Consider the following 23661-nt stretch of genomic DNA (forward strand, 5'->3'; position numbering starts at 1 on the left):
GGGCCACGTTGCATCCAGCTTGAGAGTCTGCTGGAACAGCAGGTTGTAGCAGCCAACAGTTGATCGCTGGCTGAAGGTCAACAGCTTCGAGGGCAAGCCACGCTCCTACCGTGTTGCGGCGGTCATCAGAGTGGTGGTCACCGCCATCCTGTAGGAGCGTGGCTTGCCCGCGAACAGGCACTCACCGGGTTGAGTTGCCTGGCCTCATGGGGCGACATTCCGCTCCATTCCTTGAAGGCGCGAGTGAAGGCGCTGTGCTCCGAATAACCCAGCAGCATGGCGATATCCACGATTTGCAGGCGTGGATCGCGCAGGTACGACAACGCCAGTTCGTAGCGGACCAGGTTCAGTTCATGGCGAAAGCTGGTGCCGGCTTCTTGCAGGCGGCGCTGTAGCGTGCGGGACGAGAGGCGCAGTTGGGGACTTATCCGCTTTATGCTCGGCTCACCCATGCACATGGCCTGGGTGATGGCTTTGCGCAGCTGTTCCACGAACTCATCCTGCTGTGGCAACTGGGCCAGCAAGCGATCCGCATGTTGTTCCAACAGGCAGACCAGCGTCGGGTCGGGGCTCTTGAAGGGCAGTTCGAGCAGTTGTGCGGAGAAACGCAAGACCGCCTCGGACTGACCGAAACGTACCGGGCAGCCGAAGAAGGCTTCGTACGGGCGGGTATCGAGGGGCCCCGCGTGATTGAGGTGGACCCGCAGCGGGTTGGCCGTTCCACGGACCAGAGCGCGGCAGAACTGCACGATGGCAACCATACCGGTTTCGTTCACCAAAGGGCCGGGCTGATACTGGCTGACATCCCAGACCAGTTCGAACCAGCCGTCGCCGTCACGGCGAATCATGGGAATGACGTCGTACACCAGGCGAATGTAGCGTTCCAGGCGTTGCAGCGCCGTACCGAGATTACCGCAGGCCAGCATCACCGCTCCCAGCACACCGATATGCCGGGCGTTGATGGTTTGACCGAGGTGCAGTCCCAACAGCGGATCGCCCAACACGTGCGCCGCCATCACCAGCAGTCGGTCCCACTCCTCCACAGCGACGCCGCCCACACCTTCCTGGGCGGGTATGGGCCAGGGCTGCCCCAGCACCGATTCCGGCTCATGACCGAGTGCCTCCAGGTATTCGTAGAGCAGTTGCACGTAGGTTTCGGGCACCACGCGCCGATACAAGGGCTGGCTCATCGGGCCTCTTTTTTGGGGGTGGCCTGTTGTTGTTTGGCGCCAAGTGTCAAGCCGGGAGTCGGATACCGTCAAGCCTTCCAACCGGCAACTGCCGAGAATGACGGCACTTAAGCCACTCCAGCAGATGCCGTTCATGAACACGATCACCGATCTTCTGGCACCAGCGACAATCCAGTTCCTCTCCAACGGCTCACGTTGCATTGCCGACTTTTACCGCCCCCTGGGTGCCGGACCTTTCCCGGTGGTGGTGATGGCCCATGGGCTTGGCGGGACACGCAAGATGCGCTTGCCGGCCTTTGCCGAGCGTTTCGCTGCCGCCGGCTACGCCTGCCTGGTGTTCGACTATCGCCACTTCGGCGACAGCGAGGGCAAGCCCCGCCAACTGCTGGATATCAAGCGCCAGCTCGACGACTGGAAAGCCGCGATAGCTCACGCCCGCCAGCTCGCGGAGGTGGACCCGCAGCGGGTAGTGATCTGGGGCACCTCGTTCGGTGGCGGCCATGTGCTGGCCACCGCCGCCGCCGATGCCGGGGTGGCCGCCGTCATATCCCAATGTCCCTTTACCGACGGCCTGAGTTCCTGTCTTGCCACCGAAACCCTGGTGTCATTTCGCCTGACCGTGCTGGCCCTGGCCGACCGTATCGGCTCGTGGTTCGGCGCCAAGCCCATTCTGGTGCCACTGGCCGGTCAACCGGGCGATACGGCACTCATGACTTCGCCGGATGCCTGGAGCGGCTATCACGGGCTGATCCCGCCAGGTGCGCAGATCCGCACCGAGGCCGCCGCGCGCTTTGCGCTGGACATCATTCGCTACTACCCCGGACGTAGTACACCTCGCGTCCAGGCCCCCGTGCTGTTTTGCGTGTGCGACCCCGACAGCGTGGCACCGGCAAAGCGGACGCTGCATCACGCCCGGCGCACGCCTCGTCATGAGATCAAGCGTTATGCCCATGGGCACTTCGATATCTATGTAGGCGAAGCCTTCGAGCAGGTGGTGGCTGATCAACTCGACTTCCTCAAGCGCAACGTACCCAGCATCCTAACAAAGAGATAAGAATATGTACGACCTTCAAGGCAAAGTGGTTCTGATCACCGGCGCGGCTGGCGGCATCGGTGCCGCCAGCGCCCGGAAACTGTACGTCCAGGGCGCTAGCCTGGTGCTCACCGATACCGCGCAGCAGGCAGTGGACACGCTGGCCCAGGAGTTCAACGACCAACGCGTGTTGCCGCTGGCCTTCGACGTCACCGACGCCGAGGCGGCAAAGGTCGTGGTGCGCCAGACGGTCGAGCGCTTCGGTCGTCTCGACGTGGCCTTCGCCAATGCCGGCATCTCCTGGCGGGGCGTACCGGCGACCCTACGCACCTGCGATGAAGCGGAGTTCCGCCGCATCATCGAGGTGGATCTGTTTGGCGTGTGGCACACGGTACGCGCCGCGCTGCCGGAGGTCGTGCGCAACCAGGGCCAGGTGCTGGTCACGTCGTCGGCCTATGCCTACTTGAACGGTCTGGCCAACGCACCCTACGCCGCGAGCAAGGCGGCGGTGGAGTCGCTGGCCCGCTCGTTGCGCGCCGAGTTGAGTGCGACCGGGGCCAGCGCCAGCGTTCTCTATCCCGGCTGGACAGCGACCGCCATCGCCAAGGTTGCCTTCGGTGGCAACGCCATCGCCACCCAGTTGAACGAAACCCTGTTACCGGCCTTTCTGCATCGGGCGATTGCACCGGAACAGGTGGCACGTGGCGTGGTGCGCGGTCTGCAAAAGCGCCAGCCGCGCATCGTTGTACCGGCTCGCTGGGCGCCTATCGCCCTGATGCGCGGCCTGTTCAACGTGTTCACGGACTGGCAGTTGGCCCGCGATGCCCGCCTGCAACGGTTGCTCCACCAGTTGGAAGAAGAAGCCGTTCGCACCCAAACCCCGGGTTGATGCCCCGCCGCTTGCTTAGGCTGTGTACGAAATTGTTTGAAACGCAGGTTAGGCAAGGCAAAAACCGGCGAGGAACGGCCGGGGTCGCGCCCGACTTTACTGGAGTAAATGAGCATTCCGAGCCGGTTTTTAACGCCGCATAACCAAGTTTCAAGCGATTTCGTACATAGCCTAAGGTACCCCCATGGAAAACGACTCGTTGAACGACCAGGTCATCGATATCAACCTCAATGGCGTAGCGCGCACCTTCCGCGCGGCACTGTCCCATGTGAAGGCGCGGCAGGGCTATCTACTGGCTGTTTCGTCCATGGCGGCTTTCGTCCATTCGCCGTTGAACACGGCCTACACTGCCAGCAAGGCCGGCGTCTGGGCCCTGTGTGACAGTTTGCGCCTGGAGCTTCGTCGACACCGTATATTTCCACATCGCTCCTTCGAACATTCGCTCACAAAAAGCCGCCATGAAGATCGGCGCGGTGCACTTGTATGACGCCGAGCTGAAAGTGTCCACTGCACCTGCCTTGTGTAAGTGTTACGGACTTACCAGAGCACAATGGGCTGCGTCGCAACAACGCACCTGAAACAACGGCGCCATAGATGCCCACTACGAAAAATCCGGCACCACGCTCATGTCGCGAGCCGAATTTGTATAGACAAAAATGTCTATTATTGGTCGGTCGACGAGGCAGCGTCGGGTTGCCGTTGGCCTCGCAAATACTCTATCTTCCTACTACTGGGTGAAATCAAAACTAGGGCGCACGCCGCCCTCGGAAGAAGCAGCGGGCGCAGACATGGAGCTATTTCACTTTTACAGCGGGTCAACTTTGGTGGGCTGGTCAGCGCTCGAAGACGGTGATCCTCCGATGGGCGTCGCCTCTGGCGAGTTCAAACCAGCCGATGGTTACGCCGCCATCCAAGTTGAGTGCCAATCCGGCCTCAGAGACCAATCGTCTCTATGCCTTTCCGTTAGAACTGTTGTAGGCATTACGATTCCATGCGCAGGCATTAATATTTCGGATTATTCGAAAGACCTAAAGGACGGCAGTATAGAAGTCAGCGTTCTGGGAGTGCCTCATTCCCTTTACGAAGAGCTGTTCCCAAACCAAGTAGAGATTTATGCCCATCAGTTTGACTGAGTGAGCGTTGGGGAGACCGGACAGCAGCCGGCTTGAAGGAACGCTACTGCTCGGACCCGGCAACTATCGTCCCGAGCCAGACAGCCATGATCGTTCCCACACTCCCGTCTGAGCAGCATAAAATCCCCATGGTATACGCCCATCGACTTATTTCCCGATCAAGTTAACGCCCGAATGGATATCGAAGAAATCAAGCTACGCCTGGCAAGGCCAGCCACAAAATTTGTCGCCGGTGGATTTCGACCCACCCATGCGCACGACGAAAGCTGGCTGGGCAAGGTCTTCCTGTTCCGACCTGATGAGACCATTCCGGTGAACGCCGCGGGTGAGCCCATGCTGCCCTATGCGCAGTTTCACCTGCCCAGCCTGCCGTACACCTGCCCGGCACTGGCAAACGTGCGGGTGCTCACGCTCTTCGTTTCCCGGGAGTTTCCAGAGCCATTCGAACCCATGGGCGACAACTGGTTGATCAGGGAGTACGGCGATGCCGATACCCTGGTCAACAAATCGCTTTCAGTGACGGACTCCCCGCTCAAGGCTTTTCCCTTGAAGGCCGAGTTGATGGAAGACTTCCCGTTATGGGATGGCGGTGGCGTTCCCGAAGAACTTGAGGATGAAATACTCAAACTCGAGCGAGCGGGGACTATAGGCAGTTACTACGACCTGATCACCCATGTTTACGAGCACAAGATCGGCGGCTATCCCTCGTTTTGCCAGTCGGGCGTTGACCCGGGGGAGGGTTTTGAGTTCGTGTTCCAGGTGTCGTCAGATGCCAAGATCCAGTTGAACGTGGTGGACAGCGGCAGCCTGATGTTCTGGAAAAACACGGCGACGGGGGAATGGCAGCTTTACTACGACTTCTATTGAGGGTGTTTTCGCCATATTGGTTGAACCGGTCCCTTCTCGTATCATCAGCGCACCCTATCTGGAATGATTTACGTGAAGTCGTCACCTGAAAGTAGTTCGCCTGCCCCTACTGCTCCCCAAGGACCCAAATGGGATGCTGGCGAGGCTGTCAGCCAGCTCTCATGGGACGATTTGCGGATCATCAAGACCCTGAGCGATTGTGGCAATCGCGCTGACACGGCCAAGAAGCTCGGCATCAATGTCTCCACCGTGTCGCGGCGCATCTCCCAGGTTGAGAAATCGCTCGGGGTGGCGCTGTTCGATCACCGAAAGGCGGGCTACCTGCTGACGGCCGAAGGCGCGGAGTTGCGTGCACTGGCCGAGCGGGTCGAGCTGGACATCGTCAGTGTCACCCGCAGGGTTTCCCGTGCCGGCCAGGGCCCCCTGGGCAAACTGCGAATCACCACCAGCGACTCGCTGCTTCTGTACTTTCTCACCCCGATCATCGCGAATTTCAAAGCCCTCAATGAAGGCATCACGATTGAAGTGCTGGTGGGCAACCAGACGTTGAGCCTGGCCAGGGATGAATCGGATATCGCCGTGCGGGCCACCCGAAAGCCGGCGGACACACTGGTGGGGCGCAAGCTGGCCAATATCGCCTGGGCCGCTTACGGCAGCGCCAGGCATACGGTCGCTGCCGATCCCTTCACCGAAGGTCAGTCATGGGTGTCCTACTCGGGAGGTCTATACGGCTTGAAGGCGACAAACCATGTCGAATGCCGGGTACCCCCGGAGCGCATCTCGTACCGCACCGATTCGGTTGCCGCCGCCAGCGCGGCCATCGCGGCCGGCCTGGGTCTGGGCTTTCTGCCCTGCATGCTCGGCGACATCACCCCGGGGTTGGTGCGCGTCGGCCCGGTGGTGCGAGAGCTGCAGGACGAGCTATGGCTGCTCACCCACCAGGACATCAGGAAGTCCTGGCGGGTCAAGGCCTTCATGACCTTCTGCGCAGCGGCCGTGGCCGACCTGAAGCCCCTCGTGGAAGGGCATCAGCCTTTCCAGGCCTCATAGGTCGTCATCCGGCCCCGATTATCGGGTCTGCGCGCCGATCACCGCCCGGCACACGATCTCGATCAGTTGCGGCCGCTGGGCGAGGCGCGATACGCCGATGATGTTACTGGCGGCCTGAGGGCGCTCCAGTCCATAGGCCGCCTTGCGCACCTTGCCGACAACAGCAAAGGCCGCGTCCATGTCCAGCACATACAGCGTCTCTTCGACGACATCCTGCAGCGTGGCGCCAAACAGGGCGAGCAGCTTGGCAATGTTGTCGTAGGCGACCCGCATCTGTTCTCCCATCGAGGAGTAATCGCTCGGCCTGCCGTCGGCATCCAGCGGCGCGGGGGCGACCAGGTTGCCCTCTTCGTCGTGGTTGAACTGCCCCGAAACGAAGATCTCGTTCCCTACCCGCCGCACCTGCGGATAACCGTAGCTGTCCTCCCAGGGAACGCCCCAGTAGGCGGTGTCGTCGTTGAAAGGTCGTGAAGCAGCCATTGGATTCTCCTGGCGAGTGGGATCGACGTGATCCGGGTAGCGCGGATCCTAGCACCGTGAAGACAGCCGCATAGGGTGCATTAATGCGCTTTCAAGGGCGCAAAAATGCGCCATCACTTCGAGACATGTTTCGCTATCTTTTGCTGGCACTCGGCGACAACCCGCCAAGAGCACTCTCGCCACCGTTCAGCAAAAGGGAAGAACCATGAGCCGTCCACACACTGAAACCCTGACGCCTTTCAACAGCCAACGGGTCTCCATCGGCCAGCAGCCTCAAGATGGCGACGCCTACGATGCGGTCATGGCACAGGTGAAGGAGCACGCCGGTGCCTGCGGTACGGGCGTGGACGATGCCGACACCCGGGGTGACGATTGCATCGTGTTGGCGACGGTTGAAGTGGATTTGCCCCAACGACTCAAGCCATGGCAAGTCAGCACGGCCAAGCAGTTGATGCTGGATCATTTGGATAGCGGCATATCGGTGACAGAGGTCGCACAAGCCTGCGCACTGTCACGCAGTCACTTTACGCGCATGTTCAAGGAAAGCACTCGGTTCTCTCCTCAGGAGTGGCTGCGCGAACAGCGGCTGAGCAAGAGCAAGGAGCTACTCAGCCGCTCGAGGATGCTGGTGGTGGACATCGCGCTTGAGTGCGGCTTCTGCGATCAGGCGCACTTTTCCAGAACCTTCATGAAAGCTGAAGGGATGACGCCGCGGTCCTGGAGACAACAAGCCACCTATCCGGACGCTGGCCGGGGGTCTGTACAACGATGACCGGCCGGGCCGGCCAGGAGCGCGTCCGATACCTCTACGGACCGGTTGGTACCGCTGGATCTGCCGAGAGGTTGAAGGTCAAACGCTTCGCGGGCTAGCCCGGCTCCTACGGCATGTTGGCGCTCATCGGATGGGTGATCGCCTCTATCCTTTAGGAGCCGGGCTTGCCCGCGAACAGGCCAGTCGCCTCAGCGCAAAACGCCCGTCATGTCATGGCGGTGGCTAACCCGCTCAGGCCGAGATGATCGCCTGCAACACCTGCTTGAAGTTCGCCACCTGCTCATCCTCGAACTGGCTGAACACCCGCTCCTGCTGCTCGCGGGCAATGGCCCACAGCGCCTCGGTCTGGTCGATGCCGGCCACGGACAACCGAACACGCCCTTGCGTCTCGGTGACCAGCCCCTTGCGGCACAGGTTGGCAATCGCCTCTTCCACCTCCCGCTGCGGCATCGCCACTTCCCGCAGCAGCTCGGCCTGGCTCAGACCGGCGTCGTTCTCCAGCACCATCAGCATCCGTGCTTCGCTGGTACGCAGGCCGGTCGCCAGTTGCCGTGGCTGATAGTTGCTCTGGTAGCAACGCACCGCCTGGGTCATCAGGTAGTAGAGGTTGTCGCGCAGTCGGCCCTGGAAGTGGCTGCTCGGCCGCTGCGCCAGGTCCGGCTGGGTGATACGGGTGTGCGGCAGCACCATCGAATAGGCGCCCTGGTGATACAGCAGCGGTGCACGGCCGAAATCGTCAAAGGCAATGACCTTGCCGATCAGGATCCAGTGATCGCCGCCGTCGACCATCTGGTACTTTTCACAGCGAAAGCGTGCCGAGCAGTCGGCCAGCAGCGGTGCCCCGCCCTCGCCCACTTCATGCTCGACGTCGGCGAAGCGATCGTCCTTGCTGCGGGCGAAGTGATTGGAATGGTCGATCTGGTCGGCCGCCAGGATGTTCACCGCGAAATGGCTGGCCTGTTCGAACACCTCCAGGCTGCCCGAGCGCTTGTCCAGGCTCCAGAGAATCAGCGCCGGTTCCAGCGACACCGAGTTGAAACTGTTGGCGGTGACGCCGACCCGGCGACCGTCGGCGGTGGCGGCGGTGACCACGGTCACGCCGGTGGCGAAGTTACCCAGCGCACGGCGAAACGCGCGCGAATCGAATTCAGCAGACATGCAAGACTCCCGGAGCCGCCACACCGGCAGCCCCTCGATTGTTGTTATGGATGGAGCGGTTTCAGACCATGCTCGGATCGGGTTCCAGGCCCATCAGCTCGCGGCCGAGGATCTGCGTGCAGACGTCGTAGTCGGTGTAGGCATGCGCGCCGGTCATGTGCGAGTCGCGCCACAGCCGTTGCAGTTCGTTGGACTCCATCCACGCCCCACCCCCGGCGGCTTCGAACAGCCGGTCGACGGCCTGGATGCACATCTTCACCGCGTACCCCTGGTTGGTCCGCCAGAAAGCCAGGGTCTCGCGGCTCGGGTAGCGATGCGCTTCGCTGTGCTCGGCGTGCTCGGCCCAGGTCTTTTCCAGGAAGGCCCGTGCCGCGGCCACCTGGTGGGTGGATTCGGCCAGGCGCATCAGCGCCGGGGTGGCTGCGCCGACCTGGGCACCGGTATAGGCCCGCACGCGGTTGCGGGTCTTTTCCTTGAAGGCTTCGAGCATGCGCTCGGCCACGCCCAGGCTGACGGTGGCGAAACCGCTGGCGAAGTACGGACGGTAAGGCGAGTAGAAGATCTTGCTGTCCGGGTACAGGCCGAAACCGTCTGACTTGCCTTCCATCATGTCCTTGGCTTTCTGGATGCGATGGTTGGGGACGAACACGTTGTCGACGATCAGGGTCTTGGTACCGCTGCCCTTGATGCCGGCGGAGAACCAGTCGTCACGGATTTCGTAGTCGCTGCGCGGCAGCACGGCGAAGCAGTAGTCCTGGCCGCCTTCACTGTTGAGCCGGCGGCAGCCGAGGATCGCCCATTCGGCATGGTCGCAACCGCTGCTCCAGCCCATCTGGCCGCTGAACATCACCCCGCCCTCGACCTCTTCGACCTTGCCGAACGGTGCGATGGAGCTGCTGGCGGTGGCATCGGGGTTTTCGCCCCAGATCTCGTCCTGCATCTGCTTGGAGAACATCGCCATCTGGTGGCTGTGGGTGCACAGCAGGCTCATCGCCCAGGCGGTGCTGGCACAGGCACCGGCCAGCAGGGCGATGCAGTCGCAGAACTGCGGCAGGGAAATTTCCAGGCCGCCGTAGACCTTGGGCAGGAACGCCCGGTGCAAGCCGATCTGCTTGAGCAGGGCAATGTTTTGCGCGGGGACCTGGCGGTCCTTTTCCGCCTGCGCGGCATTGGCGGCGATGGTCGGCAGAATGGCCTTGAGGTCTTCGAGCAGCGGGTTGGGCTGTTTCATGGGGGGGTACCGAATTATTATTGGACTCCCCTTCAGTATTTCCCGCAGCCCCCACTTGGAAAATGGACGTTCCACAGGGCCGATTGTACTTTTCACGACCCCCTGGCCACCCCGACTCCTGTCACGGCTCGATGGCTTTCAGCTCGTCGAGCAGCTCGTGCAGCAGTGCCAGCTTGTCTTCGCCCAGGCGCGACACCAGGCGCTGGTAGTTCAACTCCATGTCATCGGCCATCTCGACAAACCGCCGCTGACCGGCCTCGGTCAGGGCGACGAACATGCGTCGCTGGTCCTCGCTGGATTTGAAACGGCGCACCAGTCCGTCGCGCTCCATGCGCACCAGCACCCCGGACATGCTCGGCTTGAGGATGCAGGCCTTCTCGGCCAACTGGTAACTCTCCAGCTCACCGTTCTGGCGCAGGATGCGGATGATCCGCCACTGCTGCTCGGTCAGATCGTGGGCGTTGAGCGAAGGACGGAAAAAGGCCATCGCGGCTTCGCGGGCCTGGAGCAACGAAAGGGTCAGTGAGGGACGTGGCACGGGCATCTTCAGGACAAGGTCAGTGAAAGGCCGATCAGCTTACGAGCCGGCGACAGGCGGTGGCAAGCGACACTGGCACCGTTCATGGAAAGTACCAGCGCTTGCCCGGAAAAGGCATTGGCCGTCGTTCCGGGCGCCGCCACGATAACGGCACAAAAGGCTCTCACCCCAAGGCCGCACCATGCCGTCATCCTCTGAAACCGCCCTGGCGCTGTCGGTACTCGCCCGGCGTCATCTGCGCATAACGCTGGAAGAACCGGCTGAAATAGGCCGGGTCCTTGAAGCCGAGCTGGTAGCAGATCTCGTTGGCCGAATGACCGGTGAACAGCAGCAGGCGCCGCGCTTCCTGCATCAGACGCTCGAGCACCAGGCGCTTGGAAGACAGGTCGGCGATGCGCCGGCAAATGTCGTTCAGCCGCGCCTCGGTCACGCCCAGGCGCTCGGCGTAGGCCGCCAGCGGCAGGTGCTCGAGGTAATGGGCCTCGATCAGCGCGTTGAAGCGGTGAAACACCTGCAGGTCCTCATGCCGCGCCGGTTGCGCCGTGAGCGAATGCGCCGACAGCCGCAGCAGGCTGATCAGCACCAGCCGCGTCAGGGCATGCAGCGCGGGCGCACGACCGCTGGCCTGTCCTTCGATCTCTTCCCTGAGCGCGTCGAACATCAGCTCCAGGCGCCTGGCCTCGGCCAACTGCTCGCCTTCGAGCCGGTCCAGGGCCACGCAGGCCGGCGCCATCGGCGGTGGCGGCGCGAGCGCCGGGTCTTCTTCGAGCAGTTGCCAGACCAGTTGCTGGCGCACGGTCAGCACGTGCCCGTCGGCGTCGAACTCGGTGACGAAAGAATGCGGAATGGTCGGCGGCGTGAGGAAGAACATCGGCCCGCTTTCGACGAACTGGCGGTCGTCCAGGTACACCCGTACCGCACCGCTCTTGACGTAGTGCACCTGGAAGAACCGGTCGTGCCGGTGCACCGGCATGTTGCGGCCGAAGAACCCGGCCAGGTTGCTCAGGCGGTCGTAATGGATCTCGGCATCGCTGTAGCGCTGGTCGTAGACCTGCCCGATGTTGATGTTGGGGATGGGCGAACGTTCGCTGCGCATCAGGGAATTCCTTGTTGTTATGGCTGCATGCTGCGCGCTTTTACCGGCTTTGAACAGTTGGCCGGACGCAACCTGGCTTGACGGTCGTTAACATCTTAATTATAACGTTAACACATTAACAATATCGGGCCCCAGGCCCCTCCAGGAGATCGAGATGCCCCGAAGCCTGTACGACACGGCCCACGGAACGCTGTTCGGCATCGCCCTGAACTACCAAGGCCTGCTCGCCCAGCGCCTGCCCGAGTTCAACGCGGCGCCTTACAAGGAACCACCGGTCAAACCGGTGCTGTTCATCAAGACGCCCAACACCCGCAACCAGCACGACGGTACCGTCGAACATCCCGCCGGCGAGCGCCTGCAACCGGGCCCGGCTCTGGCCGTGGTGATCGGCAAGCGCGCCAGCCGGGTCAGAGAGGCCCAGGCCCTGGAGCATGTGGCCGGCTACACCATCGCCAACGAATTCAGCCTGCCGGAAGACAGCTACTACCGCCCGGCGGTCAAGGCCAAGTGTCGCGACGGTTTCTGTGCCCTGGGCCCGGTGCTGGTACCGCCCCAGGACGTGCCCAACCCACAGATGCTGACCATCAAGCTGTGGGTCAACGGCGCAGTCGTGCAGGAAAACACCACCGCCAACCAGGTGCGTGGCGTGGCCAGGCTGATCGCCGAACTGAGCGAGTTCATGACTCTGGATGTCGGCGACGTACTGATCACCGGCACCCCGGAAGGCCGCGTCGATGTGCAGCCGGGCGACCGGGTCGACGTCGAGATCACAGGTCTGGGCCGCCTGACCAACCACATCGTCAGCGAACAGGAGCCACGCCCATGAAACACGCCCGTATCCAGTTCGAAGGCGCCGTGCATGCGGTGCTGGTCGACGCTGACCACAGCGTGCGCCTGGAAGACGGCCGCGTGCTCGGCGAGCAGCAGGTCACCTGGCTGCCACCGGCCACCGGCAACATGTTCGCCCTGGGCCTGAACTACGCCGACCACGCCCGCGAGTTGGCCTTCACCCCGCCGACCGAGCCGCTGGCGTTCATCAAATCGCCGGGCACCTACACCGGCCACAACCAGCAGACCTGGCGCCCGGACGGCGTGACCTACATGCACTACGAGTGCGAGCTGGTCGCGGTGATCGGCAAACCGGCGAAGAACGTCAAGCGCGAGGACGCCCTGCAGTACCTGGCCGGCTACACCGTGTGCAACGACTACGCCATCCGCGACTACCTGGAAAACTACTACCGCCCCAACCTGCGGGTGAAGAACCGCGACGCCACCACCCCGGTCGGCCCGTGGATCGTCGATGTCGCCGATGTGCCGGACCCGTCGAACCTGAAACTGCGCACCTGGATCAACGGTGAACTGAAACAGGAAGGCACCACGGCGGACATGATCTTCGACATCCCGTACCTGATCGAATACTTCTCCAGCTTCATGACCCTGCAGCCGGGCGACATGATCGCCACCGGCACGCCGGAGGGCCTGGCCGACGTGGTGCCGGGCGATGAAGTGGTGGTGGAAGTCGAAGGCGTCGGCCGCCTGGTCAATCGAATCGTCAGTGAAACTGACTTCTTCAAGAACAACAAGGCATGAGCAGCATGATCAAGCACTGGATCAACGGCCGTGAGGTCGAGAGCAAAGACACCTTCATCAACTACAACCCGGCCACCGGCGAAGCGATCGGTGAAGTCGCCAGCGGCGGCGCCGAGGAAGTCGCCCAGGCCGTGGCTGCGGCCAAGGAAGCCTTTCCGAAGTGGGCCAACACCCCGGCCAAGGAACGCGCCCGGCTGATGCGCAAGCTCGGGGAGCTGATCGACCAGAACGTGCCGCATCTGGCCGAGCTGGAGACCCTGGACACCGGCCTGCCGATCCACCAGACCCGGAACGTGCTGATTCCACGCGCCTCGCACAACTTCGATTTCTTCGCCGAAGTCTGCACCCGCATGGATGGCCACACCTACCCGGTCGACGACCAGATGCTCAACTACACCCTGTACCAGCCAGTGGGTGTCTGTGGCCTGGTGTCGCCGTGGAACGTGCCGTTCATGACCGCCACCTGGAAGACCGCGCCCTGCCTGGCCCTGGGCAACACCGCAGTGCTGAAGATGTCCGAGCTGTCGCCGCTGACCGCCAACGAGCTGGGCCGCCTGGCGGTCGAGGCCGGCATTCCCAACGGTGTGCTGAACGTGATCCAGGGCTACGGCGCGACCGCCGGCGACGCGCTGGTGCGTCACCCGGACGTGCGGGCGATCTCCTTCACCGGCGGCACCGCCACCGGCAGGAAGATCATGCAGACCGCGGGCCTGAAGAAGTACTCCATGGAACTGGGCGGCAAGTCGCCCGTGCTGATCTTCGAAGACGCCGATCTGGAACGTGCACTGGACGCCGCGCTGTTCACCATCTTCTCGCTCAACGGCGAGCGTTGCACCGCCGGCAGCCGGATCTTCATCCAGGAAAGCGTCTACCCGCAATTCGTCACCGAGTTCGCTGCGCGGGCCAAACGCCTGATCGTCGGTGACCCGACCGATCCGAAGACCCAGGTCGGCTCGATGATCACCCAGCAGCACTACGACAAGGTCACCGGCTACATCCGCATCGGCATCGAGGAAGGCGCCACCCTGCTCGCCGGTGGCCTGGAGCGCCCGGCCAACCTGCCGGCGCACCTGGCAAAAGGTCAGTTCATCCAGCCGACCGTGTTCGCCGACGTGAACAACAGCATGCGCATCGCCCAGGAAGAGATCTTCGGCCCGGTGGTCTGCCTGATCCCGTTCAAGGACGAAGCCGAAGCGCTCAAACTGGCCAACGACACCGAGTACGGCCTGGCCTCCTACATCTGGACCCAGGACATCGGCAAAGCTCATCGCCTGGCCCGCGGCATCGAGGCCGGTATGGTGTTCATCAACAGCCAGAACGTGCGCGACCTGCGCCAGCCGTTCGGCGGTGTAAAAGGCTCGGGCACCGGCCGCGAAGGCGGCCAGTACAGCTTCGAGGTGTTCGCCGAGATCAAGAACGTGTGCATCTCCATGGGCAGCCACCACATCCCGCGCTGGGGCGTGTAACTTGATCCTGCTGGAGCCGGCCCGGCCGGCTCCTACCGCCGACGCGGGCCTACAACAACAATCAACTACCGGAGAACCCCATGGGCAAGCTCGCTCTGGCCGCCAAGATCACCCACGTGCCGTCCATGTACCTGTCCGAACTGCCCGGCCCACGCCAGGGCTTCCGCCAGGCCGCCATCGACGGGCATCACGAGATCAGCCGACGCTGCCGCGAACTGGGCGTGGACACCATCGTCGTGTTCGACACCCACTGGCTGGTCAACGCCAACTACCACGTGCTCTGCAGCCCGCACTTCGAGGGCGTCTACACCAGCAACGAGCTGCCGCACTTCATCAGCAACATGCCCTACGCCTTTCCCGGCAACAGTGAACTGGGCAAGCTGCTGGCCGACACCTGCAACCGCTTCGGGGTCGAGACCATGGCCCACCACGCCACCACCCTGGGCCCGGAATACGGCACGCTGGTGCCGATGCGCTACATGAACCAGGACCAGCATTTCAAGGTGGTCTCGGTCTCGGCCCTGTGCACCTCGCACTTCCTCGCCGACAGCGCGCGCCTGGGCTGGGCCATGCGCAAGGCGGTCGAGGACCACTACGACGGTACCGTGGCGTTTCTCGCCAGCGGCTCGCTGTCCCATCGCTTTGCCCAGAACGGCCAGGCGCCGGATTTCGCCACCAAGGTCTGGAGCCCGTTCCTGGAAACCCTGGACAACCGCGTGGTGAAAATGTGGGAAGACGCCGAATGGGCGGACTTCTGCGCGATGCTCCCGGAATACGCCGCCAAGGGCCACGGCGAAGGTTTCATGCATGACACGGCGATGCTGCTCGGTGCACTCGGCTGGTCGGCCTATGACGGCCATGTCGAAGTGCTGACCCCGTACTTCGGCTCCTCCGGCACCGGGCAGATCAACGCCCTGTTCCCGGTCACGCCCCAGGACGGTTCGGCGATCCCCGCCGCCCAGGCCTCCAACCCCGCGTCGGTCGGCCTTGCCAACCGCCTTTGACTCCAGGAGCCGCTCATGCCCCATCTGGTATTGCTCTACACCCCGGACCTTGAGGCCGAGGCCGATATCCCGTCGCTGTGCCGACGCCTGGCCGACACCATGCTCCAGGCCCGCGACGAAAGCGGCAAGGCGGTGTTTCCCACCGGCGGCACCCGGGTGCTGGCCTACCCCGCCGCGCATTGCGCGGTGGCCGACGGCCGGGGTGACTACGGCTTTCTCTACGCCAACCTGCGCATGGGCCAAGGGCGCAGCCGGGCCGTGCACAGTGCGGTCGGCGACAGCCTGCTGGCGGTGCTGAAGGAAGTCCTGGACCCGCTGGTAAAGCGACGACCGATCGGCATCACCCTGCAGATCGACGAAAGCCAGGCCCAGGTCTACGACGGCAAGCACAGCAGCCTGCACCCGCTGTTCAACGGCCGCGCCTGAGCCCATCCCGTCTCATCCCATAAAAAGTACAAGACCATGAGCACGACCCACTCCGCCTCGACCCTGTGCGCGGCACAGGACCCTGCTGCCAGCGCTCACCGCCAGGTGACCTGGCGACTGATTCCACTGCTGCTGGTGTGCTACCTGTTCGCGCACCTGGACCGGATCAATATCGGCTTCGCCAAGATGCAGATGGCCGCCGACCTGCACCTGAGCGATACGGTCTACGGCCTGGGTGCCGGGCTGTTCTTCATTGCCTACGCGCTGTTCGGCGTGCCGAGCAACCTGGCGCTGGAGCGGATCGGGCCACGGCGCTGGATCGCCACGCTGATGGTGGTGTGGGGCGCGCTGTCGACCAGCATGCTGCTGATCGACAGCAGCGGCGTGTTCTACCTGTTGCGCTTTGCCCTGGGGGCGGCCGAGGCCGGCTTCTTCCCGGGCATTCTGGTGTACCTCAACCGTTGGTATCCGGCCGGGCGCCGGGCGCAGGTGACCGCGCTGTTCGCGATTGCCGTGCCCCTGGCGGGCGTGGTCGGCGGACCGCTGTCCGGTGCCATTCTCAGCCTCATGCACAACACCGCCGGCCTGGCCGGCTGGCAATGGATGTTCCTGCTTGAGGGCGCGCCGGTGATCCTGCTCGGCCTGCTGGTGCTGGCGGTGCTGCCGGAGCATTTCGAAAGCGTGGCCTGGCTCGACGACGGGCAGAAAGCCGCCCTGCGCGAGGCATTCGGCCGCGAGGAACAGCGCAAGGTGGTCACCTCCTTCGCCGGCCTGCTGGCGAACCGGGCGATCTGGCTGCTGGTGGCGATCTATTGCGCGGTGATGCTGGCGGTCAACACCCTGGCGTTCTGGATGCCGAGCCTGATCCATGGCGCCGGCATCGGCAACGACGCCAGCGTCGGCCTGCTCAGCGCACTGCCGTACCTGATCGGCTGCGTGTTCATGCTCGCCTGCGGCCGCTCTTCGGACCGTCGCCGGGAGCGCCGCTGGCACCTGTGCGTGCCGCTGCTGATGGCCGCCTTCGGCATCGCCCTGGCCGGCCTCGCCCCGGAGCAGCCGCTACCGGTGATGGCCGGGCTGATCATCGCCGGCATGGGCGCCAGCGCCGCTCTGCCGATGTTCTGGCAACTGCCGCCGGCCTACCTCAATGACCGGACCCAAGGCACCGGCATCGCCCTGATCAGTTCCCTGGGCAGCATCGCCTCGTTCCTCACCCCCTACTTCATCGGCTGGATGCGCGACACCACCCACAGCCCGAGCCTGGCCCTGCACATCCTGGCCCTGTTCATCGTCTTCGGCGGCCTGCTGGTGCTGCGCACCCGGGCCGCCACCGTCAACCCTTGAAAGAGATTGCCTCCATGCTCGACTCCACCTTGATCCAGCAAGCCGCCGCCCGCCTCGACCAGGCCGAACGTTCGCGCGAACAGGTCCGCCAGTTCTCGCTCGACCACCCCGGCATCACCATCGAGGACGCCTACGCGATCCAGCGCGCCTGGGTCGCGAAAAAGATCGAAGGCGGCCGCAAGCTGGTCGGCCACAAGATCGGCCTGACCTCGCGTGCCATGCAGGTGTCGTCGAACATCACCGAGCCGGACTACGGCGCGTTGCTCGACGACATGTTCTTCGACGAAGGCAGCGACATTCCCTTCGAGCGCTTCATCGTCCCGCGGGTCGAAGTGGAGCTGGCGTTCATCCTCGGCAAGCCGCTCAAGGGCCCCCACTGCACGGTGTTCGATGTGCTCGATGCCACCGAGTGGGTGATCCCCGCCCTGGAAATCATCGATGCGCGCATCCAGCAGATCGACCCGCAGACCAAGGCCACGCGCAAGGTCTTCGACACCATCTCCGACAACGCCGCCAACGCCGGCGTGGTCATGGGTGGCCGCGCCGTACGACCGACCGACATCGACCTGCGCAAGGTGCCGGCGGTGCTGTACCGCAATGGCGTGATCGAGGAATCCGGCGTCAGCGCCGCGGTGCTCAACCACCCGGCCAAGGGCGTGGCGTGGCTGGCGAACAAGCTGGCACCGTACGACGTCACTCTGCTGCCTGGACAGATCATCCTCGGTGGCTCGTTCACCCGTCCGGTCGCCGCCAACCCCGGCGATACCTTCCACGTCGACTACGACCTGCTCGGCAGCATCGCCTGCCGCTTCGTCTGAGCCGGAGGACACGCTCATGTTGATCAATACCTTCAAGGCTCGCCTCAAAGCCAGGGAGCCACAGATCGGCCTCTGGCTGGGGCTGGCCGATGCCTACTGCGCGGAACTGGCGGCCAATGCCGGTTTCGACTGGCTGCTGATCGACGGCGAACACGCCCCGAACGACCTGCGCAGCCTGCTCGGCCAGTTGCAGGCGGTGGCGCCCTACCCGTCACAGCCGATCATCCGCCCGGTCATCGGCGACACCGCGCTGATCAAGCAGGTGCTGGACATCGGCGCGCAGACCCTGCTGGTGCCGATGGTCGAGACCGCGGAGCAGGCACGGGAACTGGTGCGCGCCATCAGCTACCCGCCCAAGGGCATTCGTGGCGTGGGCAGCGCCCTGGCCCGGGCCTCGCGCTGGAACACGCTGCCCGGCTACCTGGACAAGGCCGATGAGCAGATGTGCCTGCTGGTGCAGATCGAGAACCGTGAAGGCCTGGCCAACCTCGACGAGATTGCCGCGGTCGAGGGTGTGGACGGGGTGTTCATCGGCCCGGCCGACCTGTCGGCGTCGATGGGCCATCGCGGCAATCCGGGCCATCCGCAAGTGCAGGCGGCGATCGAGGATGCCATCCTGCGGGTGGGCAAGGCTGGCAAGGCGGCGGGGATTCTGAGTGCGGACGAGACACTGGCTCGACGCTACCTGGCACTGGGCGCACTGTTCGTCGCGGTGGGCGTCGACACCACGGTGCTGATGCGTGGATTGCAGACGCTGGCGGCGCGTTTCAAGGAAACCGGACAACCCGCAACGTCGGGGGGTGGGGTCTACTGACTGTTGGTTTTCCGAGGGTGGTGCCAGTAACACCACCCAACCCGACTCAAATGGCGTTGTTAGTGACGACAATAAGTCCCTGGGAGCGGGCATGCCCTGCAATCATCTGGTCATAGGGACCAATGGGCTGTCCAACCCTGGCCAACTCTGCACGAAGCTGGCCAGTGTGTACCGCTGCGGCCTGATCATAAGCCAGCACCTCCAGGCGTGTTGCAAAGCCCTCGACATCAGCCAGGTTGCGCTCAGGGTTCGAGGATTTTTCAGCGCCGTAGATCAGCTCCATCAACGTGACAGTGCTGATGCACGAGCACCTCACCCCTAACGATTGCCACACACTTTGCCGTATAGCCCTTCCTCCAGCCTTAACAGAATTGAACATCCGCAGCCCATGAGAACCGTTCTCAGGGGTTTAGTGTCTATACTCACGCTAGCCGTTGAACCATACCCTTCCTTGATCACCCCACAGCTCACCAGGCCCAAGACGTGAAGTATTCGGTACTTGTTGCAGTGCTGTTCTGCCTGCTGCCCGGCACTCCCGCCAGGGCCGAGCACTATCAGGTCGTCACCGAGGAGTGGGCGCCGTACAATTATCTTGAGAACGGCCAACTCACCGGCATGGCCACGGAGGTGGTACGGGGCATCATGGCAATGACCGGCGACGAGTTCGACATGATGATGGTGCCCAGCATGCGCGCCACCCGTTCCTTGCAGAACCAGCCCAGGACCATCATGTATTCGCTGTTTCGCACGGCGGAGCGCGAACCCTTGTACAAATGGGTCGGGCCCATAGCGGAGGAATCCATTCATCCCTACCAGTTGGCCAATACGCGGCAGCCGGTGACTACCCTGGAACAACTGATGCAGGCTCCACGCATCACCACCCGGCATGCCGGCCTGATCCCCGACACCCTGCAGGCGCAGGGCTTCCAGAACCTCGAGAAAAGCGCCACCGGGAGCCAGCAGCTCTATCGCATGCTGCTGGCCGGACGCACCGAGATCGTCGTCGGCGACACCGATGCCGGCGTGGCCTACTACTGCCGCCAGTTGGGCATCGAGCCCGGCACACTGCGGCAGGTTCCCATCGAGCTGTACCGGTCCTCACTCTACATCGCCTTCAGCCTCGACTCCGACGACCAGGTGGTCGCCAACTGGGCTCGCGCACTGGAACACATGCGTCAGTCAGGCGAGCTGGAGCGCATCCACAATCGCTACAGGGCGGCTGCCGGGCCGTGAGCGGCACACGGCGCTGCGTGCAGGTGCTTTACCCCCGCCCTGTTCACCCCGCACCATGACCCCTTCGCACTCAAGGAGAACGTCGCGCATGTTCGGCACCCTACTCGGCAAACTCTTCAATCGCCCGCTGACCGAAGAAGAGTTCGCCCGGAAGTTCATCCAGGCCGCTCGTCAGGCCGGCTATGGCGACCACCTCGAATACGTGCCCGATGAGTTTCGGCTGCTGCACGGCAACGGTGGCTACTTCAACCTTCACAACGCGTTTCGCGACTACCAGAAGGCTGAGAAGCCGAAGAAGGCCGCCGTACTCGACGGCTACGTGGCCACGCTGCTCAACACCAAGAGCAAGACCCCGCAAACCTTCGCACAGGTCCGCCCCGCGCTGCGGCCGGTCATTCGCAACCTCGGCATGCTGGATGAAGTGCGCCTGCATCATGTTCGCAGCGAAGGCTGGGCGGCCCCCTACACGGTGGTCCACCGCGCCCTGGGCAAGGACTGCGTGATGCTGCTGGCGGTCGATTCCCTCGAATCCACGGCCACCTTGACCAAGGGGCCGGAGGAAAGCTGGGGCGTGACCTTCGACGAAGCCTTGTCGAGCGCGGTGCAGAACCTGCGGGAAACGACGCCGGAGGCCTTCGAACCCATCATCCCGGGGCTGTATCTGGGTCGCTGGGGCGACGGTTACGACATCAGCCGGGTGCTGCTGCCGGATGTCCTGCAGCGTGCCCCGATCAAGGGCCGCCCGGTGTTCATGATCCCCACCAACGACGTGCTGATGGTGACCGGCGACAAGGACGAGCAAGGCATGGCCCAGATGGTCGAGGTCAGCTTCAAGGCGATGGAAAACGGCCGGGCCGTCTCCAGCCAGATCTACACCTACCAGGAGCAGGACATCGTCCCCTTCCAGGCCGGGAACGAAGCGCTCAAGGCGCGTCTTGCCACCCTGGAACACCTGCTGCTGCAGGGTACCTACCACACGCAGAAGGAACTGCTCGACAAGATCCATGAAGAGCAGCAGGAAGACGTGTTCGTGGCCTCCTACATGCTCTACCAGCGCTCGGAGGACGACAGCCGGACCTTCTCGATGTGCAGTTGGACACAGAGCGTCGACAGCCTGCTGCCCCAGACCGACCGGGTGGTCCTGGTCGAGCCGCAGGAGGATGGCAGCGCCCGGACCCAGGTGTTCGCATGGGATGAGCTGGTGCCCAGGGTCGCAACGCTGCTGACACCGGCCAGTGTCTATCCTCCGCGCTATCGCACGACCGGCTTTCCCACCAGCGAGCAGTTACAGGAACTGACGCCGCTGGGTTGATGCCAGCGAGTGCGTGGCCCGCCGGGCCGATCACCAACCGTGCAAGCGTCCCCACCGCCGCAGGCTCCCGTCCTCTTCCAGGGCCTCATAGCCGGGGAACTGGGCACCCGTGGCGCAGGCATGGTTCGGCAGGATGCGCAAACGGGTACCGATCGGGTAGCGCTCCAGCACATCGCACTCGACCGACTCATGGGACGCGACGCCGTGCTCCTGGTTGGTACTGCTCAGCAGCAGGCCTTCGATAGGCGTCCCATCAGCGGCACAGACCTGCCCATAGCCAAAGTCCCGGGCCTGGGACTGGGTACCACGGTCGCGACTCATGGCCATCCACCCCGAGTCGGTGATGATCCAACCCTTCTGCGGCTGATGACCGATGACGGTGGTCAACACACTCAACGCCAGCTCAGGCATCGCGCAGACCCCGATGTTGAGCATCACCAGATCGAAGAACACATAGACACCCGCACGCAGTTCGGTGACACCCGCCAGATCCGCGGCACTCAATGCCGTCGGCGTGGACCCCACACTCACCTCGGGGCATGGCAACCCTGCCGCGCGAATGGCTTGTGCCGCCGCCACGCACTCGCGACGCTCGACTTCGGCCAGGGCCTGCAAGGCCTGCGGGGTGTCGAGCTTGTAGCTTTCGCCGGCATGGGTCAGAACCCCAACCAGAGTCACGCCGCCGTCGTGCAGGACCTTGGCGATCTCTATCAGCAACGGATCGTCGCTGCGCATTCCCGAGCGATGATGATCGCTGTCGATTTCGATGTAGACCTCGAAGCTGGCGCGGTGGCTACGGGCAAAGTCCACCATGGCCTGGGCGCCCAGCACGCTGTCGGTGATGATTTTCAGCGAGCAGCCCCGACGGCGAAGTGCCCAGGCCTGGTCGAGCTTGCTCGGGGCCATGGCCACGGCGTAGAGAATGTCCGTGATGCCGTCCGCGAAAAAGGCCTCGGCCTCCCTGAGCGTCGACACGGTAATCCCGCTGGCTCCGGCAGCGATCTGTGCCCGAGCCACCTGCAGACACTTGGAGGTTTTGACGTGAGGCCGCAAACGCACACCCAGCCTGTCCGCCCGGGCCTGCATGCGCGCAATGTTGCGGTGCATGCGGGCGACATCGATGATCGCGGCGGGGGTGTTCAGGGTTTCGAGCGACGCACTCATGGCTGATCTCCAGGGGGATGGTGAGCGCTGAAAACTAATACAGACACCCCATTCCCTGGTTAACGTCCCATTATCCATACGTTAAGCTCAGCTACATGATCAGCATCCCCGACCTGCAGTTGATGACCACCCTCGCCCGCTCCAGATCGCTGAGCGAGGCGGCTCGCCATCTGCAGGTGACTGCGCCAGCACTCTCGATGCGCCTGCGCAAGCTCGAGGCGGACCTGGGAGTACGTCTGGCGAACCGGGATGCCCGCTGCCTGAGGCTGACCGAGGAAGGTGAGCGGCTGGCGCAGGAAGGCCTGCAGTTGCTGCGGCAACTGGAGGAGTTGTCCGATTCGATGGTGTCACCCGACGGGGGACTGAGGGGCCACCTCAAACTGGCAGCCCCTTTCGGGTTCGGTCGCTTGCGCATCGCCCCCATCATCGCGCGCTTTGCCAAATTGCACCCGCGGCTCAGGCTCGAACTCGATCTGCGCGAAGCACCCTGGGCGGATCGACACAACTGCGATGCCGTGATCCATATCGGCCCCATCAGCGACAGCTCGTGGACGGCGCAGACCCTGGCCAGCAACGAGCGCTGGCTCTGCGCTTCCCCCGGCTACCTGAAGCAGTACGGTGTGCCTCGACATCCCGACGAACTGGACCGGCACCGCTGCATTTCGATTCGGGAAAACCATGAACCGGCGACGGTCTGGCAACTGCGCAAAGGGCAGCTTCAGGCAACCCTGCCTATCACACCGGCGATGGTGACCAACGATGGCGGCGTGGCCCGTCGCTGGGCGGAACAGGATCTGGGGCTGGTGCTCAGATCGCAGTGGGATGTCGCCGAATCCCTGGCCAGCGGGTCATTGCTGCGGGTGCTGGCCGACTGGCAGTTCGAGTCCGCACCGATCCTGTTGCTGGTGCCAACGCGCAAGCAGCGTTCTGGCAAACTGCAAGCCCTGTGCAGCTTTCTCGGCGACTCGCTGCGTACGCCTGGCGGATCTGCGGACAGATAAGTCGGCATCACCCAGGCCACCGGCCGGTGGCACTGTACAAGACGCCCGGAGG

Annotated in this window: 24 protein-coding genes and 1 pseudogene; 17 read left to right on the plus strand and 8 right to left on the minus strand. The window is 63.5% G+C overall.

Annotated elements, in window-relative coordinates:
* Nucleotides 1-137 precede the first annotated feature (137 nt).
* Nucleotides 138-1190, minus strand: a complete 1053-nt coding sequence (locus tag ACMGT0_RS19255) for an AraC family transcriptional regulator (protein WP_416769307.1) — start codon at nucleotides 1188-1190, stop codon at nucleotides 138-140.
* 133 nt (nucleotides 1191-1323) lie between these two features.
* Here ACMGT0_RS19255 and ACMGT0_RS19260 point away from each other — a divergent pair, with 133 nt between their 5' ends.
* The 5 genes from ACMGT0_RS19260 to ACMGT0_RS19280 all read left to right on the plus strand — a co-directional run bounded on the left by ACMGT0_RS19260 (nucleotide 1324) and on the right by ACMGT0_RS19280 (nucleotide 6162).
* Complete coding sequence (locus ACMGT0_RS19260; RefSeq protein ID WP_416769310.1) at nucleotides 1324-2244, plus strand: alpha/beta hydrolase; 921 nt, start codon at nucleotides 1324-1326, stop codon at nucleotides 2242-2244.
* 4 nt (nucleotides 2245-2248) lie between these two features.
* Nucleotides 2249-3112: an SDR family NAD(P)-dependent oxidoreductase gene (locus ACMGT0_RS19265; protein ID WP_416769312.1), complete on the plus strand. Its 864-nt coding sequence runs from the start codon at nucleotides 2249-2251 to the stop codon at nucleotides 3110-3112.
* A gap of 184 nt (nucleotides 3113-3296) precedes the next feature.
* Nucleotides 3297-3599, plus strand: coding sequence for an SDR family NAD(P)-dependent oxidoreductase (locus ACMGT0_RS19270; protein WP_416769314.1), 303 nt, complete (start codon nucleotides 3297-3299; stop codon nucleotides 3597-3599).
* 820 nt (nucleotides 3600-4419) lie between these two features.
* Entirely contained in the window at nucleotides 4420-5112 is a 693-nt protein-coding gene (locus tag ACMGT0_RS19275) for a DUF1963 domain-containing protein (RefSeq protein ID WP_416769315.1), read from the plus strand.
* A 63-nt stretch (nucleotides 5113-5175) separates the two neighbouring features.
* Nucleotides 5176-6162, plus strand: coding sequence for a LysR family transcriptional regulator (locus ACMGT0_RS19280; RefSeq protein ID WP_416769317.1), 987 nt, complete (start codon nucleotides 5176-5178; stop codon nucleotides 6160-6162).
* An 18-nt stretch (nucleotides 6163-6180) separates the two neighbouring features.
* On the opposite strand, the gene ACMGT0_RS19285 is transcribed toward ACMGT0_RS19280, so the two are convergent.
* Nucleotides 6181-6642, minus strand: coding sequence for a RidA family protein (locus ACMGT0_RS19285; RefSeq protein WP_054057323.1), 462 nt, complete (start codon nucleotides 6640-6642; stop codon nucleotides 6181-6183).
* 343 nt (nucleotides 6643-6985) lie between these two features.
* Here ACMGT0_RS19285 and ACMGT0_RS19290 point away from each other — a divergent pair, with 343 nt between their 5' ends.
* Entirely contained in the window at nucleotides 6986-7414 is a 429-nt protein-coding gene (locus ACMGT0_RS19290) for a helix-turn-helix domain-containing protein (RefSeq protein ID WP_416773513.1), read from the plus strand.
* 231 nt (nucleotides 7415-7645) lie between these two features.
* Here ACMGT0_RS19290 and ACMGT0_RS19295 read toward each other — a convergent pair whose 3' ends face one another.
* The 4 genes from ACMGT0_RS19295 to hpaA all read right to left on the minus strand — a co-directional run bounded on the left by ACMGT0_RS19295 (nucleotide 7646) and on the right by hpaA (nucleotide 11437).
* A complete protein-coding gene (locus tag ACMGT0_RS19295; RefSeq protein WP_054057325.1) occupies nucleotides 7646-8572 on the minus strand; it encodes a p-hydroxyphenylacetate 3-hydroxylase reductase component in 927 nt (308 codons plus the stop codon).
* 61 nt (nucleotides 8573-8633) lie between these two features.
* Nucleotides 8634-9803 (minus strand): p-hydroxyphenylacetate 3-hydroxylase oxygenase component, encoded by a 1170-nt coding sequence (locus ACMGT0_RS19300; protein WP_416769320.1) that lies wholly within the window; start codon nucleotides 9801-9803, stop codon nucleotides 8634-8636.
* A 121-nt stretch (nucleotides 9804-9924) separates the two neighbouring features.
* Nucleotides 9925-10347: a homoprotocatechuate degradation operon regulator HpaR gene (gene hpaR, locus ACMGT0_RS19305; RefSeq protein ID WP_054064252.1), complete on the minus strand. Its 423-nt coding sequence runs from the start codon at nucleotides 10345-10347 to the stop codon at nucleotides 9925-9927.
* Between the two features lie 181 nt (nucleotides 10348-10528).
* A complete protein-coding gene (gene hpaA, locus ACMGT0_RS19310) occupies nucleotides 10529-11437 on the minus strand; it encodes a 4-hydroxyphenylacetate catabolism regulatory protein HpaA (RefSeq protein WP_054057328.1) in 909 nt (302 codons plus the stop codon).
* Between the two features lie 154 nt (nucleotides 11438-11591).
* Here hpaA and ACMGT0_RS19315 point away from each other — a divergent pair, with 154 nt between their 5' ends.
* The 8 genes from ACMGT0_RS19315 to hpaI all read left to right on the plus strand — a co-directional run bounded on the left by ACMGT0_RS19315 (nucleotide 11592) and on the right by hpaI (nucleotide 18899).
* A complete protein-coding gene (locus tag ACMGT0_RS19315; protein ID WP_416769323.1) occupies nucleotides 11592-12263 on the plus strand; it encodes a fumarylacetoacetate hydrolase family protein in 672 nt (223 codons plus the stop codon).
* Entirely contained in the window at nucleotides 12260-13027 is a 768-nt protein-coding gene (locus ACMGT0_RS19320) for a fumarylacetoacetate hydrolase family protein (RefSeq protein WP_054064254.1), read from the plus strand. Before ACMGT0_RS19315 ends, ACMGT0_RS19320 begins: the two co-directional genes overlap by 4 nt.
* A gap of 5 nt (nucleotides 13028-13032) precedes the next feature.
* Nucleotides 13033-14493 carry a 5-carboxymethyl-2-hydroxymuconate semialdehyde dehydrogenase gene (hpaE, locus tag ACMGT0_RS19325; RefSeq protein ID WP_054057353.1) on the plus strand — a complete coding sequence of 487 codons (1461 nt, stop codon included), beginning with the start codon at nucleotides 13033-13035 and terminating at the stop codon, nucleotides 14491-14493.
* A gap of 80 nt (nucleotides 14494-14573) precedes the next feature.
* The gene (gene hpaD, locus ACMGT0_RS19330; RefSeq protein ID WP_054064255.1) at nucleotides 14574-15497 is read left to right on the plus strand and encodes a 3,4-dihydroxyphenylacetate 2,3-dioxygenase; all 924 of its coding nucleotides are present in this window, start codon (nucleotides 14574-14576) and stop codon (nucleotides 15495-15497) included.
* A 15-nt stretch (nucleotides 15498-15512) separates the two neighbouring features.
* Nucleotides 15513-15923, plus strand: a complete 411-nt coding sequence (locus ACMGT0_RS19335; RefSeq protein WP_054057332.1) for a 5-carboxymethyl-2-hydroxymuconate Delta-isomerase — start codon at nucleotides 15513-15515, stop codon at nucleotides 15921-15923.
* Between the two features lie 36 nt (nucleotides 15924-15959).
* The gene (locus ACMGT0_RS19340; RefSeq protein ID WP_054057333.1) at nucleotides 15960-17267 is read left to right on the plus strand and encodes an MFS transporter; all 1308 of its coding nucleotides are present in this window, start codon (nucleotides 15960-15962) and stop codon (nucleotides 17265-17267) included.
* 14 nt (nucleotides 17268-17281) lie between these two features.
* The gene (hpaH, locus tag ACMGT0_RS19345; RefSeq protein ID WP_416769325.1) at nucleotides 17282-18085 is read left to right on the plus strand and encodes a 2-oxo-hept-4-ene-1,7-dioate hydratase; all 804 of its coding nucleotides are present in this window, start codon (nucleotides 17282-17284) and stop codon (nucleotides 18083-18085) included.
* Between the two features lie 16 nt (nucleotides 18086-18101).
* On the plus strand, nucleotides 18102-18899 hold the full coding sequence (hpaI, locus tag ACMGT0_RS19350; protein WP_416769327.1) for a 4-hydroxy-2-oxoheptanedioate aldolase: 798 nt from the start codon (nucleotides 18102-18104) through the stop codon (nucleotides 18897-18899).
* A 46-nt stretch (nucleotides 18900-18945) separates the two neighbouring features.
* On the opposite strand, the pseudogene vapC reads toward hpaI, so the two are convergent.
* Nucleotides 18946-19203, minus strand: a pseudogene (gene vapC, locus ACMGT0_RS19355) (tRNA(fMet)-specific endonuclease VapC); the annotation flags it as partial.
* Between the two features lie 179 nt (nucleotides 19204-19382).
* Between vapC and ACMGT0_RS19360 the strand changes: the two are divergent.
* Nucleotides 19383-20132 (plus strand): substrate-binding periplasmic protein, encoded by a 750-nt coding sequence (locus ACMGT0_RS19360; protein ID WP_416769329.1) that lies wholly within the window; start codon nucleotides 19383-19385, stop codon nucleotides 20130-20132.
* Nucleotides 20133-20220: 88 nt separating this feature from the next.
* Nucleotides 20221-21444, plus strand: a complete 1224-nt coding sequence (locus ACMGT0_RS19365; RefSeq protein ID WP_416769331.1) for a hypothetical protein — start codon at nucleotides 20221-20223, stop codon at nucleotides 21442-21444.
* Between the two features lie 30 nt (nucleotides 21445-21474).
* On the opposite strand, the gene ACMGT0_RS19370 is transcribed toward ACMGT0_RS19365, so the two are convergent.
* Nucleotides 21475-22608 carry an alanine racemase gene (locus ACMGT0_RS19370; protein ID WP_416769332.1) on the minus strand — a complete coding sequence of 378 codons (1134 nt, stop codon included), beginning with the start codon at nucleotides 22606-22608 and terminating at the stop codon, nucleotides 21475-21477.
* A gap of 95 nt (nucleotides 22609-22703) precedes the next feature.
* Here ACMGT0_RS19370 and ACMGT0_RS19375 point away from each other — a divergent pair, with 95 nt between their 5' ends.
* Entirely contained in the window at nucleotides 22704-23609 is a 906-nt protein-coding gene (locus tag ACMGT0_RS19375) for a LysR family transcriptional regulator (protein WP_054057340.1), read from the plus strand.
* Nucleotides 23610-23661 lie beyond the last annotated feature (52 nt).

Origin of the sequence: Pseudomonas sp. RHF3.3-3 (assembly GCF_048069595.1) — a bacterium.
Taxonomy (GTDB): Bacteria; Pseudomonadota; Gammaproteobacteria; order Pseudomonadales; family Pseudomonadaceae; genus Aquipseudomonas; species Aquipseudomonas fuscovaginae_B.